Genomic DNA, 17905 nt, shown 5'->3' with positions numbered 1-17905 from the left:
TGTTTCTGGGCCTTTTTTAATGTCTTTATACGTTTATCCAGTGGCATATTTGCGCTTACGAATCCATTGCCAAGCTCCCCCCAAAAGTCCGATTAATACCAATGGAGCCAATAGATTAAGCAATTGCCATTGGGTTCGCTCTTCCTTCAACCTGATTTTATCCAACGGACGCAACGTTACCTGTTTATTTCGCGCCGTAATCAATCCTTCAGAATCCATCAGGTAATCAATGGCGTACAAAACAAAATCTTTGTTGGCAAAAGTTTTTCCCGACAAACGGTCATACCCCAGCGGAAAAGGTGCATCTCGGGCGTAATCAATGTCATTGACCAACATATCGCCGTCAGAAACGACCAATATTTTGGCGGGTTTTCCCTGTCCTACAAAAGAACTCATGCGCGGGTCGTTGGGAAGAATACGGTTGTTGTAAAGCGATGAAAAAGCCCCCTCCAAGAGCAGAGCCACATTTTTTACACCTGCATTATATTCTCTCGGGTCTGGTTGTTGACGTGCTTCATTATAGGCCACCAACGCAGGCGCTTTCAGAAGCTTAGTGTATTGGGAAGTAAGCAAAAGCGGTGTTTTGACAATGCCAGGCGCATCGACGGTATCGATACTACTAGGAAAACGCGTGTAAATGGCATCTAAATTTCGGACAATCGGGTGTTTGCCAAAATTATTAATCAACGGAAAAAACCGCCACGGTAGGGGTTTAATCTGAGGTTTGTCGCCCATGTTGCCCACATTGAGCGGAAGTAAGGCACAGCTAAGGTCTTTGATAAGATTTTGATTGATGCGGCATCCGTATTTAAACAGTAAATCATCCAAATTCAGCGCCGAGGGCTGGGCGAATGTACCTTCCAAACTGACACTGTCGACCCGCGCCCCGTCGGCAAAAATCACTAATTTTCCGCCCCGCATCACAAATTGGTCGAGTCGGTATTTTTCATCTTCCGTAAAGGGCAAATCGGGTTTGGGAATGATAAGCAAATCGCCTTTCTCCCAAGAGTCCGGATTCTGAACGTCGAAGTACAAATCATAGTTTTGTTGGAGTGTAGCCAACAAATCTGAAAAACGCGGCGGGGGTACTTTGGTATGCCCCACCAAAATACCAATTCGTTTGTGTTCCTTGAGCGTCAGTCGACGAATAGCCGACGCCAGTTCAAACTCCACTCCTTCATACGACTGATTCAGCCGTTCTTCGGGAGAAGCAGTTTGATTTCCTTTCAACAATTGGACGGGATATTCTTTGCCTTCATAAACCAGCATGGCTCCTGGAAATACCAGTCGCTCGGTGCGTTTTCCGTCTTCATTGGCAAACAAATTGGTTGGAATAAGCCCTTTCTGTGTGAGCTCTTCCTGTAATTTGGGATCGTTGGGTTCAATAAAACGATAGGCGATATTGGCGCCTGCATAATCCGAAAACGACTCAAGGGTTTCCTCAACCGCGCGTTCGAGGCGTTCAAATCCAGCGGGAAAATCGCCCGTCAAATAAACTTTTACCACCACCTGACCGTCTAGATTTTGGAGCAATCGTTTGGTGGCATCCGAGATAGAATACCGTTTTTCTTCCGTCAAATCCCACCGAAAAAACACAAAAGAAGCCAAGACATTCAGCCCGATAAGTGCAATCAGAAAAACCGCGATTTTTACAATTCGTTGTTTCATTCAAAAACGAATAAGCAATTGATAATTAATTATTTGAAAAAGAAGTTACCATTTTTTGAAAATAAAAAAGACGGCCAGAACTATGAAGCCGAAGCCTACTAAATAATTCCACCGCACTTCTTCTTTGAGGTAAATAACGGCAAAACCCACAAAGACGGTTAAGCTGACTACCTCCTGAATGGTTTTGAGTTCAAAAGCATTGAATTCATAAGACCCGATCCGGTTGGCAGGAACTGCAATACAATATTCAAAAAACGCAATGAGCCAACTAATCAAAATTACTTTCCAGAGAGAGGTGTCTTTGTATTTTAAATGCCAATACCAAGCCGTGGTCATAAATAGGTTTGATAAAAACAGCAATAATGTGGTACGCATAACAAAGCTATAGGTAATGATTTTAGGACAAAGATACCATAAACAAAAAGCGTTAGCTGATTTTCTGACCAACTAACGCTTTTGTCTATGTAAAATTTTATAAAGTCACTTTCTAAAAATGCCAACGCACAAATGCTTCCATGGCTTCATACTCCGCTAAGCCCAGTTGGTCGTAGAGAAGTGCTGTTCCGCTATTACGCTCTTCGGCACGCTGCCAAAATTCACGAGAGTCCTCTCCCTGAAACACTACGCCGTCTTTCTGCGATTGGTGTTTGAAAATTCCGTAGCGTTTTTTTACAACCTGATCGGGGCTCATGGGAACGGCCATTTCGATTTCGTGAATATCCCACTCCGCCCAGGCACCGCGATACAGCCACACCCAGCAGTCTTTCATAAAGTTTTTGTGCTTGAGTTGCTTAAGCGCCGCCTCGATAGCATCCCAGCACACTTTGTGCGTACCGTGCGGGTCGGCAAAATCGCCAGCTGCGTAGATTTGGTGCGGTTTCACTTCTTCAATCAAATCGGCAATAATCTTAACATCTGCTTCACTAATGCCTTTTTTCTGAATTGTCCCTGTTTCGTAGAAAGGCATGTCAAGGAAGTGAAAATGTTCGGTTCCCACAAAACGGCAGGTAGCTTTGGCTTCTCCGCGACGAATCAGCCCTTTTACATATCGAACTTCAGAGGTGTCAATCTCGCTGTCTTTTTTCTGCTTCAAAAATGCCTTGGCATCGTTAAATATCTGCATTGCTGCCTGACTTTCAATCCCAAACTTGTGGTTGTAGTCTACCACAAAATCAATGAAGCGAAACGCCTCATCATCGGCTACGGCAATATTTCCCGAGGTTTGATAGGCTACGTGCACTTCATGACCCTGATCAACCAAGCGCTGGAAAGTACCTCCCATCGAAATAATATCATCGTCGGGGTGCGGGCTGAAAATAATAACCCGTTTTTTGGCAGGAAGCGCCCGTTCAGGACGGTGGGTATCATCGGCATTGGGCTTGCCGCCTGGCCATCCCGTAATGGTATGTTGTAATTGGTTGAAAACGTTGATGTTGATATCATAGGCTGAACCATGAGCGGCCAGCATATCGCTCATCCCGTTGTCGTTGTAATCTTTAGTGGTAAGCTTCAGGATAGGCTTTTGCAGCGTAAACGACAAATGAGTTACGGCCTTCTTAATCATAGAGTTATCCCACTCTACGGTATCCACCAACCACGGCGTTTTTACGCGAGTCAGGTCGTTGGCGGCTCTTTCATCCACAAAGAAGGCCACATTTGGATGTGCCTGTAAATACGACGCTGGCACCAATTCTGTTACTGGCCCTTCAACTGCGGCCTTAATCATGGGCGCTTTGCGTTCACCCCATGCCAACAACACCACTCTTTTGGCATTGATGATGGACGCTACCCCCATGGTAATGGCTTTTTTGGGCACTTGGTGTAGCCCACCAAATTCCATGGCTGCTGCCGCACGGGTCGAGTGGTCGAGCGTCATCAAACGGGTACGGGAATTGATTAATGAACCTGGCTCATTAAAACCGATGTGCCCATTTCCTCCAATCCCAAGCAACTGAAAATCAATACCTCCCATGGCGTTGATTTTGTTATCATAACGATGGGCAAAATCGGCAATCATCGCTGCTGGAACGGTACCATCGGGGATGAAATAATTCTCTTGCGGAATATCCACGTGGTCAAAAAGCTGCTCCCGCATGAAGCGAACATAACTGTGAATCGAATCCGGCTGCATGGGATAATACTCGTCTAAGTTGAACGAAATTACGTTCTTAAAACTTAGCCCTTCTTCCCGGTGCATTTTGATGAGTTGCGCATAAACCGTTTTGGGCGACGAGCCCGTTGCCAGCCCTAACACGCAAGGTTTACCTTCTTTTTGTTTGCTCCGAATCAAATCAGCAATCTCTTTTGCCACCGCCGCAGATGCGTCTTTGGCATTAGCGTATATCTGCGTTGGAATCTTTTCGTAGGTAATGGCTTGACCTACAATACCGCTATTAGCGGTTTGGGCTTGAATCATTAAAGGTTCAGTAATCATGATCAAGAAAAAATGTGATTTTTGCGTCCAAAGGTAGCTACTTGTAAGATAATTAGCGAGTTAAATTAATAAAAAATTTTAAAAATTAACTTTTTCTTCACTTAACCGCTCAATTAGCCTCTTAACATTTGCCTCGTTTGTATAAATAATTTCGTGTTCATCCGCTGGTAAAACAGATGCCATACTTACCCCTTGTTTATGATAAGTCATTGCTCCTTGTCTTACAGCTTTTCCCGTTAAATGTAAGGCGTTTGCACCTGTCTTAGCTAAAAGCACGGCATTGTCAGCATTTACGCCACACCCCGCCATTATTTCTATTCTTCCGCTTGCTCTCTCTACTAGCTGACTGATTAGCTTCTTGCCTTCTATCGCTGTATTTTGTTGACCCGAGGTCAATATACGCTCAGCCCCCGCTTCAATAATCGCCTCCAATGCCTCCAAAGGATCGGAAGCTACATCAAAGGCCCGGTGGAAAGTTACGCCCATGGGCTTAGCCAAGGCAACCAATGCTTTTGTCTGTTCAATATCAACTCGTCCGTCGGGATTCAATAATCCAAACACTACACCGTCAGCACCTCTTTTTTTGGCGGCCAAAATATCCAGTCGCATTACTTCAAGCTCTTCTTCATCATAGCAAAAATCTCCTCCGCGCGGACGAATCATGACATAGAGTTGGATGGAAAGCACAGACCGAGCCCGTTGAATCAACCCATAACTTGGCGTGGTTCCGCCCTCATATAAGCCTCCACATAACTCTACCCGGTGCGCACCCGCTTGTTGGGCATTTAAACAAGATTCTATCGAAAAAGCACAAACTTCAACCTGCATAATCAAACAATTAAATTCAAAAATGAGAACAAGTCCAAAATTAAAACAACAACTCGACTCTTTTGAGGTCTAAACAAAGATATTAAATACCCCGCCTGTTTGGAATATTTATTAGCATCTCTCCCCATTTTATACATATTCCTGAAAATCAACAAAGTAATGTATTAGTTTTTTAAACCTTTTTTGTCCAATTTTGTCAATACATTTTACCAATACCATCTACTTGAACGTCAAAAACTACTTTTATGCCTGTTTGGGATATATCAAACGCTAAACATCTGCTTTCGCGGTGTTTATTTGGCTATTCTCGCAAAGATTTGGAGCAAGCGTTATCTTACCCAACGCTTGAGGAGTTTGTGGAGAAATCTCTTTTAGCTTCGCTTCCACTCCCCCCTCCTCCAGGTGATTGGGTCAACGAAAACCCCGTCGCCAACAATGGCACGGCCGACGGTGACCGTTATCGAAGTATGACCTACTGGTGGTATAACCAACAACTGGGAGAAAGACTGAACATGCGGGAAAAAATGGTATTGTTTTGGCATAATCATTTTGTTTCTGAGCGTGACAAAGTCAATTTTCCACAGCACATGTACCGACAAAATACGCTTTTTAGGCGCAGTGCATGGGGAAATTTCCGGCAACTGACCAAAGAAGTCACCATTGACCCCGCCATGCTAATTTATTTGGACGGCCGATTGAGCAGCGGCAACACGCCCAACGAAAACTACGCTCGTGAGTTGATGGAGTTGTTTACTTTGGGAATTGGAAATTATACCGAAACCGACGTCAAGCAAGCTGCTTTGGCACTTACGGGCTGGCAAGTAAACGGTTTAAATGCCACCTTTAACCCCAACCGTTTTTCGAACACTACGAAGACTTTTTTGGGCAAAACAGGCAATTTCGCCTATGGTGATATTGTCGACATCATTTTGGAAAAACCTCAAGCGGCCGAGTTTATATGCCAGAAACTTTACAAAGAATTCATCTTTTATAAGCCCAACGAAAGTTTTGTGAAGCAAATGGCCGATGTTTTTCGTAAAAACAGCTACGAAATTCGTCCAGTCCTATCTTTCATGCTTACCAGCGACGAGTTTTATAAAACCGATTACAAAGGTGCCAAAATCAAAAGCCCCATGGAGACGACCATTGGTATTTTAAAAGCTTTTGACATGACGCCCGCGCAAATGAACCCTACCGCCGACTGGGCATATGTATATACACAATCACAGGCGCTACAACAGCAACTCTTTTTCCCGCCGAGTGTGCAGGGATGGGTGGGCCAACGCGACTGGATTAACTCCACAACGTTTGTTGTAAGAGGCGGATTTTCTGACAACGTGGTCAATATGATGGGTAATGCGCGAGCGGTTCAATTCAAAAACATAAGTGCGCCCGTTGATTACGCCCGGTCATACAAAACCTCCGAAGATGCCGTAAAATTTGTGGACGATGTTGTGACGCTCTTCTTACAGTTTCCACTTAGTGCGCAGAAAAAAGAGGCACTCGTAAGAACACTCCTCGGCGGTACTATTTTGGCCAATTGGTCTACCAGCACGCCAGGCGCTGATGTTCAACTCAAAGTTTTTTTTAAGGCTGTAATGCGGCTCCCTGAGTTTCAACTTGCCTAGTTTTTTATCCATAACGAAAAGAATATGAACCGTAAAGAGTTTATACAACAACTGAGTCTTATTTCGGGAGGAGTGGCGTTTGGGATGGGAAATATTCCAGTAAAGGCCTTTGCTCACAATCCTTTTGCGCTTAATCTGGAGGCCACGAATGGCAAAATCTTTGTGCTGGTTCAACTATCTGGCGGCAACGACGGCCTCAATACGGTGGTGCCTTATGAGAATCCGCTTTATTATAACAAGCGCGCAAATATTGCCATAAAAAAAGAAAGCGTACTCCCGCTTACCAGCCAAATGGGGCTAAACCCCGCCATGAGCGCGTTGAAAGCGCTGTACGACAATGGAAAAATGAGCATCGTTCAAAATGTGGGGTATCCAAGCCCTAACCGTTCTCATTTTCGTTCTACCGATATTTGGCTAACCGCGTCTGATGCCAACGAAGTATTGGATGAAGGTTGGGTGGGGCGGTATCTGGCCCAACTTTATCCAGGTTTCCCAATCCAAATTCCAGACCAGCCCATGGCTATTCAGCTAGGCGCGGTAGAATCACTCCTGATTCAGTCTGATTTAGGATCTACGGGGGTCGTTTTTAATGACCCTAACAATTTTTATAATTTGGTAAAAGGCACCAGTGTTGACACAGACCCAATACCCAACACACTTGCGGGCGAAGAGCTAAAATTTATGCGACAGGTGGCTTCCCAATCCGTTGCTTACTCCGACATTATCAAGAAAAAGTGGGATAATGCTACCAAAAACGTTACGTCATTTCCCAGCACTAATTTGGGGACACAGTTAAAAATTGTGGGAGAACTCATTTCGGGAGGACTACAAACACCTTTTTATTTAACAACTATCGGGGGCTTTGATACGCACGCCAATCAGGTAGTGGCCAACGCAACCACCACGGGAACCCACGCCAACCTGCTCAAAACCGTATCTGAGGCAGTCGCGGCCTTTCAAAAAGACATGACTAAAAGAGGCTTAGGCGACAAAGTCGTCGTCATGACCTTCTCCGAATTTGGCCGAAGAGTAACCCAAAACGGAACCATGGGAACCGACCACGGCTCAGCGGCCCCTTTATTCGTGGTCGGCAATTCAGTATTGGGTGGATTGATTGGAAAAAATCCTGTTTTAAGTGACGTAGACAGCAACGGGGATATTAAATACGAATTTGACTTCCGTCAAGTTTACACCAGTGTATTGCAAGACTACCTCGGGGTAGAGCGCGCCATGGCAACGACCATTATGGGCAATAAGGAATTTAAAACGGTGCCTATTTTCAAACCTGTACCCGATACCACGCTGGCGACCAATCCTGACTTTAATTTAGAACAAAACTTTCCCAATCCATTTAGCGACTTGACTAGAATCACCTATACTATCAACAAACAGATGTATATAAAGCTGGCGCTGTACGATTTGATGGGAAGAGAAATAGAGGTGTTGCGCGAAGGAACGGCACAAAATGGAAGTTATACCATTCCCATAAACGGCCTCCATTGGACACCCGGCTATTATCTGTGTATGTTAAGATGCGATGCAGGTCAAAAAGTAATTCGATTGGTAAAAATGTAACCTCTCCATCCTTTTCACCGATAACCAGCATCAAAATTCTTGCTTTAACTCTCTCTTTTTCATTACATTTATCCTCCTTATACCAAATTATAAAATCGAGCGTTAAAAGTTTGGTATAATTTTGGAGGTTGAATATCATCATCTTAAAGAGAAATTGCAGCAGTTAGCTTATACTATGAAAAATTACTTACCAGCAGCGGTTTTTGCCACCCTGCTGTTTTCTTTCCAGCTTTCTAATGGGCAGTCAACGTCTGAAAAAACCGATAAGCGAACCCAAAAGTTACAGGAGAGAAAAGCTAAAGCCGATAGCTTACTTCAAAAAGCAGGACTTTCAACCGCTGCCCCGAGCGTTGGGGCAACTGTGGGTGGAAAAGCTGTAAAACCCGCCGACGCCGTGGGCTTTTTCACGGAAACGATTCCTGATTTAGGCCTTAAAATCAAAGAATACCGGAAAGCAGAAAAAGCTAAACGCAAGAAAAAGAAGAAATTTCATACCGATTATGAGGGGTTGTCTATTGTTCGCATGACTTCCTCGACTGGAAGCGGTGACCGAATCACCCAGATTGAATTTCACGTATTGAAAGAAACCCGTCCACCGCGCCAATATGATGGAGTTGACGTATTTTGGTACGATTCTCGCAACCGAATCATCTCAAAAGCTGCCATCAAGGACAAAGAATCGGCTCTTATTCTTCACGGTCCTTACAAACGCTATGCCTCAGGAGCCTTGGTAGAGGAAGGCAATTATTACATCGGTACCAAAGACGGACGTTGGGAAACCTACGACGCCAACTACCGCTTACTGGACAAAACAAAATGGTCACGCGGGTTCCCTGCCGAATCAGTTATCAGTTATTATGACTCTGCCCACACCAAAGTCCTTGAAGTGATTCCTATTCATTACGGAAAAAGAAAGGGGGATTATCTCAAATATTACGACGGCGGTCAATTAATGGTAAAAGGTCAATACGACAATGACCTTCCGATTGGTACTTGGAATGAATACTACCAATACCGACGCCAACGCAAGAAAGTGACACGTTATCCCCGCTATTGGTACGAAGACGGCGAAGGAATTTTAATCAGTGAATGGGATGACAAGGGAAAACTTATCTACGAACGTCCCAAAGACCAAACGCCCGCCGAAGAATCTGAAAATTAATATTTGCAACAAAGTTGCATTTAATATACTTTTGTGAAAAATTCACAAAGGGTGGTTCGTCTGTTCATTATATTATTCTTCATTGGTTTGTTTGACTTCAACACAGTATACGCCCAAAATACGGCGAACTGCGATTGTTTCGTCAAAGGCGTGGTAAAAGACCGTGAGACCAACCTCCCCATTGTCGGTGCCGTACTAACCATCAAAAACACCTCCAAAGTAACCACTACTGATACCGAAGGTCATTACAAATTTGACCGATTGTGTCAGGGCAGTTACGTACTGGAATGTAAAATCATTGGCTACAAAACCACCCGCACCACCATTGCGCTCCAACACAGCGCGGAAGAAAACCTCAATCTCAGCGAAGACGAAGTGCACTTGCAGGACGTAGAAATCGTAGCACGGCGCGTCACTTCGCTAACGCAACCTTCTGGTTCGTTACAAAATCAATCTTTGGAACAAACCCGCGGCCAAACCTTGGCCGAAGCTCTGCAAAAAATGGTGGGTGTTACTATGTTACAAACGGGAGCTTCCATTGCCAAACCCGTTATCCACGGACTACACAGTAATCGGATTTTAATCATAAATAACGGAATACGGCAAGAAGGGCAACAATGGGGCTCCGAACATGCGCCCGAAATTGACCCCTTCATTGCCAAACGCCTAACCGTTGTGAAAGGAGCTGCGGGGGTTCGGTACGGTTCGGATGCCATCGGTGGGGTTATTTTGGTAGAGCCAGCAGAACTGCCTTACACAATTGGCTCAATACGAGGTGAGTTGAATACGGTGGGATTTACAAATGGACGTACAGGGGTTGTATCAGGAACATTTGAAGGCGGGCTCAAGAAATGGAAAGGGTTTGGCTGGCGTCTGCAAGGAACCCTCAAAAATGGCGGCAATATTCGAACGCCCGATTATTTTTTGGCCAATACGGGTGTTCGTGAACAGAATTTTTCGGCAGCGGTGGGTTACCGTTCTGTCAAACTCGGTGCGGAGGTGTTTTATAGTCAATTCCACACCAATTTAGGAATCTTTTCAGGCTCGCACATCGGAAGCACCTCTGATTTACTCAGCGTCATTCAGAACGGAGAGCCCTTCATCAAAGCGGATTTTAACCGCGCCATTGAGCGTCCGAATCAGCTCGTTGACCATGATTTGTTAAAGATAAAAGCCTACCGACAGTTTTCAGGGAATCGTCTTTCGCTGACCCTAGGCCGACAGCACAACCAACGCGCCGAATACGACCTGCACGGGCCGCAGGCAGCCCTAAAGCCCGCGCTGCTGTTTAGGATTACAACCTTAACTGGTGATATAGTTTTGGAACATAAGCCCATGGCCAAAGAAATCACAGGTCAAATCGGATTCAGCGGTTTGCACCAATACAACTTTACCGATGGCCGCCCCTTAATCCCTGATTTTGAGCAATCCAACGCGGGTGCATTTGTGATTGAGCGCTGGATTCGGCAAAAATGGGAATGGGAAGCTGGTCTACGATATGATATGCGTTGGCTTCAAGTGTATCGTTTTATTGGGCAAACATTAGACCAACGAAACCATCAATTCAACAGTTGGTCGGGTACCGTTGGGGGCGTATTTAATGCCAGTTCCTACCTCTCTGTAAGGGCAAATTTTGGCACTGGCTGGCGCCCGCCGAGCGTCAACGAACTGTACAGCAAAGGAGTACACCACGGCGCAGCTGCCTATGAAGAAGGCAACGAAAGCCTGCGCCCCGAAACCGCCTATAATTTGATGGGAAACGTGGAATATACTTCCGAACGTTTTCGCGCTGAAATAGGCCTTTACTACAATTCCATTCAAAACTTTATCTACCTAAAACCGCAATCGGAACCCATTCTGACCATTCGTGGAGCTTTTCCATATTTTAAATACGTTCAAACAAACGCAACATTTTCAGGTGCCGACGTCACCACCGAATGGAATATTACTCCCCGCTGGGAACACACCGCAAAAATTTCGTACCTGAGGGCTTACGACCAAGCCGCCAACGATTATTTGGTGGCCATCCCCGCCAATCGCATTGAAAACGGCTTGCGTTACAAAATAGGGACAGTGATTCACTCTCATGATTCGTTCGTTTCCATTGGGCATTTATGGGTCGATCAACAAAAGCGCGTTCCGCCCAATAGCGATTTTATGCCGCCGCCATCCGCCTACCATTTATGGTCAATCCAAGTAGGCGGCGACATAATTTTGACCGAAAAACAAAAAATAACGTGGGGCATTACGGGACAAAACCTGTTTGATACCGCCTACCGCGACTATCTTAACCGATTCCGGTATTATTCACTGGAACAGGGCCGCAACTTTTCGATGCGTTTAAAATGGATTTTTTAATTTTTAACTATAACATATTCCCATGAAACCTACACATTTATTATTAACTCTTACGCTAGCATTGACCATTACTGCGGTAATTTGGAGTTGTGGAACGAAAGAAGCTCCCGCCCCAGAAGACGAAAACGAGTTAATTACGACCGTACGCCTGACTTTCACCGAAGCCGGAACAACGACTCCCCAAAAATTTGAATGGAAAGATTTGGACGGTGACGGCGGCAATGCTCCAACAACCTCACGGATTACCTTAAAAGCAAGCCGCAGCTACAAAGTAGATGTTGAATTTTTGGATGAAAGCAAAACACCGACTGATAACATAACCGACGAAGTACGGGAAGAAGGTGATGAACATTTGGTCGTATTAACACCCACGCCTTCGTCGCTGTTTACCTACACGGCAAGTGACAAAGACAGCCGTAATTTTCCAATTGGATTGTCTGGGACCGTTACCACTGGAAGCACCAATCAAGGTACACTTCGCGTTCAGTTGCGCCACCAGCCCCCCGTAAATGGACAACCCGTTAAAAATGGTACCGTTGCCCCTGGAAGTGACGATGTAAATATCACCTTTGATGTAGTAGTAGCTCCTTAATAAGTCCTTTGGTTATAACACACCCCAAATAGGGCTGGATCCTGACCATGCACTAAAAAAAAAGACGAAACTAGCTGATAATAGCCAATTTATTACTACTTTTGCGGTCTTATTTTTTTTTACGGTGTCTTTTAGCCAAAAAGATATATGAAACTTTCCGAGTTTAAGTTTGACCTTCCTCAGAGCTTAATTGCTCTCTATCCTGCAGACCGCGGCGAGTCCCGTCTAATGGTGGTAAATCGTCAGACCAAAAAGATTGAACACAAAAAGTTCTCCGAAATTATAGACTACTTCGAAGAAGGCGACGTAATGGTCGTCAACGATACCAAAGTTTTTCCGGCACGCTTATACGGTCAAAAGGAAAAAACAGGTGCGAAAATTGAAGTTTTTTTACTTCGTGAGCTCAACCGTGAAATGCGGCTTTGGGATGTACTGGTAGATCCTGCCCGTAAAATTCGAGTAGGAAATAAATTGTACTTTGGCGATAGCGACTTGGTTGCGGAAGTCATTGACAACACCACCTCTCGTGGGCGTACCATTCGATTCCTGTATGACGGAAATCACGACGAGTTGATGCGCGCCATCGACGAGTTGGGAGAAACTCCCCTTCCTCGTGACATTAAGCGCAAGGTGGAAGATGCTGACCGTGAGCGCTATCAAACCATCTTCGCTCAACACGTGGGTGCGGTAGCTGCCCCAACGGCGGGAATGCACTTTACGAAAGTGATTCAACGGCGCATGGAAATCAAAGGCATCAACTTTACCCCCATCACGTTACACGTAGGGGTAGGCACATTCCGTCAAGTTGACGTTGAAGATTTGACCAAACACAAAACCGATTCCGAAAATTTTGCCATCACCGAGGCTTCGGCCAACGTAATCAACGAAGCGCTCGACAAAGGCAAACGTGTTTGTGCCATCGGGACAACTTCGCTCAAAGCACTTGAATCATCGGTATCGGCCAACAATCGCGTAAAACCTTTTGAAGGATGGACGGACAAATTTATTTTCCCGCCTTACGACTTCAAAATTTCCAACGCATTGCTGACCAACCTGCATTTACCTGAATCCATCTTGTTGATGATGACTTGCGCTTTTGGTGGCCATGACCTTGTCATGGAGGCTTATGAAGAAGCAATGAAGGAAAAATACAAGTTCTTTAGCTATGGCGATGCCATGCTTATTATTTAAGTTAAGTTCATAATTGGTCGTTAGTAAATAGTCCATAGTTACGTTTTTGTATTAATACTGACGGCTAACGACTGTTTACTAACGATTTTTTTATGACCAAATTTGCCATCATCGTCGCCGGCGGAAACGGCACTCGCATGGGGAGTAAAACGCCCAAACAATTCATGCTAGTAAGGGGTAAACCTATTTTAATGCATACCATTGAAAAGTTTATCGCTTACGATTTTTCGCTGCAAATTCTGCTAGTTCTTCCCGCCAATGAGATGAAAGCGTGGTACGCGCTTTGCGACAAACACGGATTTTATCCCGCCATTGTCACCGTAGCTGGTGGAAACACCCGATTTCAATCGGTCAAAAACGGCTTAAAAAAAATAAGTGCCAAAGAAGGCTTGGTTGCAGTCCACGACGGAGTCCGGCCCTTTGTTTCTCCAAGTATCATTGCCCAAAGTTTTGAAGTTGCCGCGCAAAAAGGCACGGCAATTACGGCGGTCTCCCCCAAAGATTCCATTCGTTTTGTCGACGCCGACGGCGCCAATCATTCCGTTGACCGGGCCGCCTATCGTTTGGTACAAACTCCCCAAACTTTCCGTTTAGACTGGATGCGCCTCGCTTTTGATACCCCTGAGCAACCGTCTTTTACTGATTGTGCCAGCGTTTTGGAACAAGCGGGGCACCCCATTACCCTCATTGAAGGCGGTTACGAAAACATCAAAATAACCACTCCTGAAGATTTACTGTGGGCAGAGGCATTTGCCGCCCAGCCAGGAGAATAACATTGATAAATCGGTAAGCTAAGGCGCAAAATTTTATATTTATCTTCAGGTTTATAGGCAGTATTTACCACTAACCAATCTCTACGCTGTTGCAAGCTCGTCTCTCCGTTGATGCGTACGTCGAAGGTATATTATCAGGCAATCGGCTGATACTTAGCAGAGCTATTACATTGATTGAGAGCCAGCTACCTTCCGACAGAATTTTAGCGCAGCGGGTTCTGGAACAAATATTACCCCATACAGGCTCCGCCATTCGGGTCGGAATCACGGGGGTGCCTGGGGTTGGAAAAAGTACATTTATCGAAGCATTCGGCAAAACATTGACCGCTGACGGCAAAAAAACGGCGGTATTGGCCATTGACCCAACCAGTCAACGCTCCAAAGGCAGTATCATGGGCGATAAAACGCGTATGGAAGAACTCGCCCACGACCCAAAGGCGTACATTCGCCCTTCACCTTCAGGCGGCTCATTGGGTGGCGTAGCCAACAAAACCCGTGAAACTCTGCTGCTTTGTGAAGCGGCAGGATTTGACATTATACTGGTGGAAACTATGGGAGTAGGGCAATCCGAAACCGTCGTAAAAGGAATGGTTGATTTCTTCCTTTTATTGATGCTTGCGGGGGCAGGGGATGAACTCCAAGGCATCAAAAAGGGAATTATGGAAATGGCCGATGCTGTGGTAATTACCAAAGCCGACGGCAACAACCAATCCGCTGCCCAACGAGCAGTGATAGAATACCAAAATGCATTTCATCTATTTCCTCCCAATGAAAATGGCTGGTTTCCGCCCGTAATGACCTGTTCGGCACTGGAAAAGCGAGGTTTATATGAAATATGGAATCAAATTCTTCAATTTGATTCACAATCCAAAGCCTCTGGATTCCACGTTAAAAATCGCCGACAACAAAATCTGGAATGGATGCACAGCCTCATACGCCAGACGTTGGAAGAGCAGTTTTACAGTCATAAAGAAGTCACCCAACAACTTCACGAAGTTGAGCTAATGGTACAAAACGAAAAGTGGCTGCCCATCAGAGCCGCCACTTTTTTGATGGACATTTTTCGTTCTTAAATCTTTTATTTTATTATCCTGAGTGTCAACGGGATACACTTAGTAGGAGGGCACTCTGGAAGGGTGACTTGCAATACCGACACCTTCGCTTGACTTTTTCCAGCGGCCGCCGACCCAGAACCACAATTGCCTGTCACGGTCAAAATTTGATAGATTGTTTCGCTAGCGGGTGATACCGACACCGTTTTGACTGGCTCTGCCTGGGTTAATTGAATGGGGGCTTGCCCAGTAATTGTAACCGTAGCGGGAAAGACCCCATTTTGTGAGGAGAGCGTCAGAACCGCCACTCCACCCGCATTGATGGTGGTATCTTTTGCAATCGCAACTACTGGAAGCGAACATTGATTCGTAATGTTGGTAAATGTCCCGTTTATTTCTGAGGTCAGCGTCCGAGTCGGATCCTCAACCGTTGGGGAGGCATAAGCACGGGTTATTACAGTATTGGGCAGTGAACTGGACGCACCCTTTGGCAGAAAAAACAAGTCATAGCATTTAGAAGTATTTGTTCCAGTCAACGCAAATTTGACGTCAGCAACTGAAATCCAAGAATTCCCCACGGTAGTTCCACTCCCTTGCTCTCCTCTGTACAAAATATTCAGCGTAAATACAGAGGTGTCTACCCCAACATCTGTCAATGAAGTTATACTAAAGTAATCTCCTGAAGAAAAGTTATTTCGACTTTTAATAGACGGATTTGCGAGCTGAGCACTTTTATAGAAAATTCTCAAATTGGCATTTCCCATTACAAATGCACTGTCGGGCGCCTGAATTTCTACGCTGACAATGGCACTATCGCAAGCGATTACTTTGGGGACAAGCCGCAACTTAAAACTTGTCTGGGCAAACGCTCCCGTTGCGTAAAAGAGTACTATCCCAACTAAAATTAGCCCACGGCCAATGACTGGACTTTTCATGATAATATGTATTTATAACTATCTAATTTCATTAAGACTCTATGATGGGCAATTACATATCATTTATTTTTTGTAATTGTTTAGGTACCCTATAGAAAATTAAAAGCCTAACAGACAAAAAGTTAATATTTTTATCCTTGAGCAGTTTCCTGAAAAACACTGCATTTTTGGAATTTCATAAGGTTTGCGCTGACTGAAAATTATACTTTTCTAATTGAATTATGGCAGTTAAATTGTACTTTTTAAATAAAAAGAGTACCTAAACAGTTACTATTTTTTTATTTTCTTGTAACATGGATTTTACACTTATCATTGGGTGAGCAATAAACGTGCCATTAATAGAAATTTATGCCGGAAAACCGACCATTATTTAAACGCCATAGCGTATTGTCATTAGCATCAGGAGCACCGTCCATGTTAAAATCTGTTGTTAGATAACGGCCTACTTTTCCATTATCTACTCGCCATTTACTAGTATCGTTTGCGTCAATTTGTGAAAGTGAATTTTTAGTACAGTCAGCGGCATACAACACGAAGAATCCCGGCGAAAGTTGCTTTTGTCCATTGGCAGGTGAGCCAACGGGGATGTAGGATTGCTGCGTTGAAAAGTTGTAGTTAATACTTTTATTAACTACAGGAACGGCTTGATGAGAAATAGCCCCTATATGGTTGCGATGATCAACTACAACAAAATACGATTGATTTGTCGACAATACAGGGCAAAGGCTTATCAATGAAACGCTGCCATTGGAAAGCAACAAAGCAGCGGTACGAAAAACGGTTGTGAGAGGATCTAGGGCAACAGTACGCAAAGAAATCAAAACCCAATCGACCGTATTAGGAGGATAAGAAATTGCGGTCTCCGAACCCGAATAATTCCACGGTGCTCCTGAATACGGCTGCCCAGCAGGGGTTGGGACACCAAGTGAACTAATGGGTGTCTGCCCCGGCAAAAGTCCTTGCTGATTGAGTTTGTTTGTCATAGTCAGGCTTCCTGCATAAGGTCCTTCCAAAAATAATGTCAAATTTAAGCAAACAGTAGTTTGTGAAGAATCAACGACATTAATGACCTCAACCTGAATCGTAGCCCGATTGCTTTCACAATTGTTCACTGTCTGAGTGACATAATATTCAGTCATTCCAACATCAACGGTGGATGGAGTTGGCGCAACCGTACTTCCAACACCCCCAGAAGCAGCCAAATACCATTTTAGATTTGTGCCAACTGCGCTTAAAGCAGACGCTGTTTGGCCTTGTGAGTAATCTATCGGTGTGGTAACCTCTGGAGGGGAGGGAGTGGCCGTTACAACCACATCTATCTTGGTACGAGTGCTTTCGCAGCCGTTGACCGTTTGAGTTACCCAATAACTCAACGTTTCACTGTTGGCCGTGGAAGGCGTGGGCGCAGTACTGCTGCCAACACCCCCAGAAGCAGCCAAATACCATTTTAGATTTGTGCCAACTGCGCTTAAAGCAGACGCTGTTTGGCCTTGACAGTAACTTATCGGTGTGACTACTCCTGGGGAAGTGGGAGTGGCCGTTACAACCACATCTATCTTGGTACGAGTGCTTTCGCAGCCGTTGACCGTTTGAGTTACCCAATAACTCAACGTTTCACTGTTGGCCGTGGAGGGCGTGGGCGCAGTACTGCTGCCAACACCCCCAGAAGCAGCCAAATACCATTTTAGATTTGTGCCAACTGCGCTTAA

Annotated in this window: 13 protein-coding genes and 1 pseudogene; 8 read left to right on the top strand and 6 right to left on the bottom strand. The window is 44.9% G+C overall.

The window, feature by feature from the left end; all coding sequences use genetic code 11:
• Positions 1–33 precede the first annotated feature (33 nt).
• The 4 genes from gldG to GVN20_RS00055 form a co-directional block, all read right to left on the bottom strand.
• Positions 34–1668: a gliding motility-associated ABC transporter substrate-binding protein GldG gene (gldG, locus tag GVN20_RS00070; RefSeq protein WP_166556388.1), complete on the bottom strand. Its 1635-nt coding sequence runs from the start codon at positions 1666–1668 to the stop codon at positions 34–36.
• 45 nt (positions 1669–1713) lie between these two features.
• Complete coding sequence (locus GVN20_RS00065) at positions 1714–2043, bottom strand: DMT family protein (protein ID WP_166556387.1); 330 nt, start codon at positions 2041–2043, stop codon at positions 1714–1716.
• Positions 2044–2155: 112 nt separating this feature from the next.
• Entirely contained in the window at positions 2156–4102 is a 1947-nt protein-coding gene (nagB, locus tag GVN20_RS00060; RefSeq protein WP_166556386.1) for a glucosamine-6-phosphate deaminase, read from the bottom strand.
• A gap of 78 nt (positions 4103–4180) precedes the next feature.
• Positions 4181–4930, bottom strand: a complete 750-nt coding sequence (locus GVN20_RS00055) for a copper homeostasis protein CutC (protein ID WP_166556385.1) — start codon at positions 4928–4930, stop codon at positions 4181–4183.
• Positions 4931–5175: 245 nt separating this feature from the next.
• Between GVN20_RS00055 and GVN20_RS00050 the strand changes: the two genes are divergently transcribed.
• The 8 genes from GVN20_RS00050 to meaB all read left to right on the top strand — a co-directional run bounded on the left by GVN20_RS00050 (position 5176) and on the right by meaB (position 15282).
• A complete protein-coding gene (locus tag GVN20_RS00050) occupies positions 5176–6558 on the top strand; it encodes a DUF1800 family protein (RefSeq protein WP_166556384.1) in 1383 nt (460 codons plus the stop codon).
• A gap of 24 nt (positions 6559–6582) precedes the next feature.
• Positions 6583–8133, top strand: coding sequence for a DUF1501 domain-containing protein (locus GVN20_RS00045; protein WP_166556383.1), 1551 nt, complete (start codon positions 6583–6585; stop codon positions 8131–8133).
• A 175-nt stretch (positions 8134–8308) separates the two neighbouring features.
• Positions 8309–9295 carry a toxin-antitoxin system YwqK family antitoxin gene (locus tag GVN20_RS00040; RefSeq protein ID WP_206023167.1) on the top strand — a complete coding sequence of 329 codons (987 nt, stop codon included), beginning with the start codon at positions 8309–8311 and terminating at the stop codon, positions 9293–9295.
• A gap of 33 nt (positions 9296–9328) precedes the next feature.
• Complete coding sequence (locus GVN20_RS00035) at positions 9329–11653, top strand: TonB-dependent receptor (RefSeq protein ID WP_310586798.1); 2325 nt, start codon at positions 9329–9331, stop codon at positions 11651–11653.
• 22 nt (positions 11654–11675) lie between these two features.
• Positions 11676–12245, top strand: a complete 570-nt coding sequence (locus tag GVN20_RS00030; protein WP_166556382.1) for a hypothetical protein — start codon at positions 11676–11678, stop codon at positions 12243–12245.
• Between the two features lie 147 nt (positions 12246–12392).
• Positions 12393–13436: a tRNA preQ1(34) S-adenosylmethionine ribosyltransferase-isomerase QueA gene (gene queA / locus GVN20_RS00025; protein WP_166556381.1), complete on the top strand. Its 1044-nt coding sequence runs from the start codon at positions 12393–12395 to the stop codon at positions 13434–13436.
• A 92-nt stretch (positions 13437–13528) separates the two neighbouring features.
• On the top strand, positions 13529–14209 hold the full coding sequence (locus GVN20_RS00020) for a 2-C-methyl-D-erythritol 4-phosphate cytidylyltransferase (RefSeq protein WP_166556380.1): 681 nt from the start codon (positions 13529–13531) through the stop codon (positions 14207–14209).
• A gap of 89 nt (positions 14210–14298) precedes the next feature.
• Positions 14299–15282 (top strand): methylmalonyl Co-A mutase-associated GTPase MeaB, encoded by a 984-nt coding sequence (meaB, locus tag GVN20_RS00015; protein WP_166556379.1) that lies wholly within the window; start codon positions 14299–14301, stop codon positions 15280–15282.
• A gap of 5 nt (positions 15283–15287) precedes the next feature.
• On the opposite strand, the gene GVN20_RS00010 is transcribed toward meaB, so the two are convergent.
• Entirely contained in the window at positions 15288–16196 is a 909-nt protein-coding gene (locus GVN20_RS00010) for a hypothetical protein (RefSeq protein WP_166556378.1), read from the bottom strand.
• Between the two features lie 335 nt (positions 16197–16531).
• A pseudogene (locus GVN20_RS00005) lies at positions 16532–17905 on the bottom strand (hypothetical protein); the annotation flags it as partial.

Origin of the sequence: Runella sp. CRIBMP, assembly GCF_009905605.1 — a bacterium.
Lineage (GTDB): Bacteria > Bacteroidota > Bacteroidia > Cytophagales > Spirosomataceae > Runella.
Note: the sequence above shows the minus strand (reverse complement) of the source record. Positions and strands in the feature narration are given on the sequence as shown.